This is a genomic window from Aquimarina sp. (assembly GCF_977115655.1).
On record NZ_CDSBKO010000139.1, the window covers coordinates 1 to 2,447 of the forward strand.

The 2,447-nt window shown below is 54.3% G+C and carries 2 tRNA genes and 2 rRNA genes; all 4 read right to left on the bottom strand.

Annotated features, from left to right (window positions below):
• Positions 1-1,898, bottom strand: a 23S ribosomal RNA gene (locus ACZIYX_RS23820); the annotation flags it as partial.
• Between the two features lie 217 nt (positions 1,899-2,115).
• A tRNA-Ile gene (locus ACZIYX_RS23825) sits at positions 2,116-2,192 on the bottom strand.
• Positions 2,193-2,212: 20 nt separating this feature from the next.
• Positions 2,213-2,288: transfer RNA gene (locus ACZIYX_RS23830), tRNA-Ala, on the bottom strand.
• A 104-nt stretch (positions 2,289-2,392) separates the two neighbouring features.
• Positions 2,393-2,447: ribosomal RNA gene (locus ACZIYX_RS23835) — 16S ribosomal RNA — on the bottom strand; the annotation flags it as partial.

Sequence of the window (2,447 nt, forward strand, 5' to 3'; positions counted from 1 at the left end):
ATTTCGCTACCTTAGGACCGTTATAGTTACGGCCGCCGTTTACTGGGGCTTCGATCAAGAGCTTCGCCTTGCGGCTGACCCCATCAATTAACCTTCCAGCACCGGGCAGGCGTCACACCCTATACGTCCACTTTCGTGTTTGCAGAGTGCTGTGTTTTTGATAAACAGTCGCAGCGGCCTGGTCACTGCGGCCCTCCTCAGCTATTCACCATGGAGGGCGTACCTTCTCCCGAAGTTACGGTACTATTTTGCCTAGTTCCTTCACCCAAGTTCTCTCAAGCGCCTGAGAATTCTCATCCTGCCCACCTGTGTCGGATTACGGTACGGTCTGCGTAAGCTGAAGCTTAGGAGCTTTTCCTGGAAGCGTGATATCGGTTGCTTAGTCCTAAAGGACTCGTCCTTAGTCTCAACGTTGCGCCCCCGGATTTGCCTAAGGGCACCGCCTCAACTCTCTCACCGGGACAACCAACGCCCGGCCAACCTAACCTTCTCCGTCCCTCCATCGCACTTACGCGAGGTGCTGGAATATTAACCAGCTTCCCATCGACTACGCATTTCTGCCTCGCCTTAGGGGCCGACTCACCCTGCGCCGATTAACGTTGCGCAAGGAAACCTTAGGCTTTCGGCGTGCGGGCTTTTCACCCGCATTATCGTTACTCATGTCAGCATTCGCACTTCCGATACCTCCAGCAGACCTCTCGATCCACCTTCGCAGGCTTACGGAACGCTCCTCTACCGCGCATACCGAAGTATGCACCCCAAGCTTCGGTTTACCGCTTAGCCCCGTTAAATCTTCCGCGCAGACCGACTCGACCAGTGAGCTATTACGCTTTCTTTAAAGGGTGGCTGCTTCTAAGCCAACCTCCTGGCTGTCTGTGCCTTTCCACATCGTTTCCCACTGAGCGGTAATTTGGGACCTTAGCTGTGGGTCTGGGTTGTTTCCCTTTTCACGACGGACGTTAGCACCCGCCGTGTGTCTCCCATGCATTCTGTCCTGGTATTCGGAGTTTGCCATGGTTTGGTAAGTCGCGATGACCCCCTAGCCATAACAGTGCTCTACCCCCAGGAAGATTCACATGAGGCGCTACCTAAATAGCTTTCGAGGAGAACCAGCTATCTCCGGGTTCGATTAGCTTTTCACTCCTAATCACACCTCATCCCCTACCTTTGCAACGGGAGTGGGTTCGGGCCTCCAGTTGATGTTACTCAACCTTCACCCTGGGCATGACTAGATCACCCGGTTTCGGGTCTACTGCCTGCGACTATGCGCCCTATTCAGACTCGGTTTCCCTTCGCCTCCCCTATACGGTTAAGCTCGCCACAGACAGTAAGTCGCTGACCCATTATACAAAAGGTACGCCGTCACCCTTGCGGGCTCCGACTGCTTGTACGCACACGGTTTCAGGGTCTATTTCACTCCCCTCGCCGGGGTTCTTTTCGCCTTTCCCTCACGGTACTGGTTCACTATCGGTCGGTCAGTAGTATTTAGCCTTGGAGGATGGTCCCCCCATGTTCAGACAGGGTTTCACGTGCCCCGCCCTACTCAATTTCATCGAAAGAGCCCTTTCGAATACAGGGCTATCACCTTCTATGGCCGGACTTTCCAGACCGTTTTCCTAGAACTCTATCGACTTTTGGGCTAGTCCCCGTTCGCTCGTCACTACTCAGGGAATCTCGGTTGATTTCTTTTCCTACGGTTACTTAGATATTTCAGTTCACCGCGTTCGCCTCCAGCAGCTATGTATTCACTGCAGGATACCCTTTCGGGTGGGTTTCCCCATTCGGACATCGCCGGATCAAAGCTTGTTGCCAGCTCCCCGACGCTTTTCGCAGGCTGCCACGTCCTTCATCGCCTCTGACCGCCAAGGCATCCACCGTGTGCGCTTATTCGCTTGACCATATAACCCCAAGTCGCCTCGGAGCCATGTCGTCGCGAATATCAACGACTTATACACTCAATTTGGCATCTTTCGATGCCCGCCTTAGCCTCTCGACACGTCTGGACATTCGTCTCAAACGTATTCGTTACGTCCCAAGTTTTCAAAGAACTTCGGGCCGGCTTCAACGCCAGGCCCGTCAAATATCTTTAAGTGTGCGCGACATTCATTCGAAACGTGGTGGGTCTGGGAGGACTCGAACCACCGACCTCACCCTTATCAGGGGTGCGCTCTAACCACCTGAGCTACAGACCCGTTGTTGCGTCTTCGCCAGTTGGTGGAGCCAGTCGGGATCGAACCGACGACCCCCTGCTTGCAAAGCAGGTGCTCTCCCAGCTGAGCTATGGCCCCGTGGTATCGCTGAAAAGCGTGCGGATTGCTCCGCCTTGCGGGACGCTTCGAATGCAGGTCACTTGTGCGGACGTCTGACAGATACTTCTCTGTCTTTAGTCTCTAAAGGAGGTGATCCAGCCGCACCTTCCGATACGGCTACCTTGTTACGACTTCACC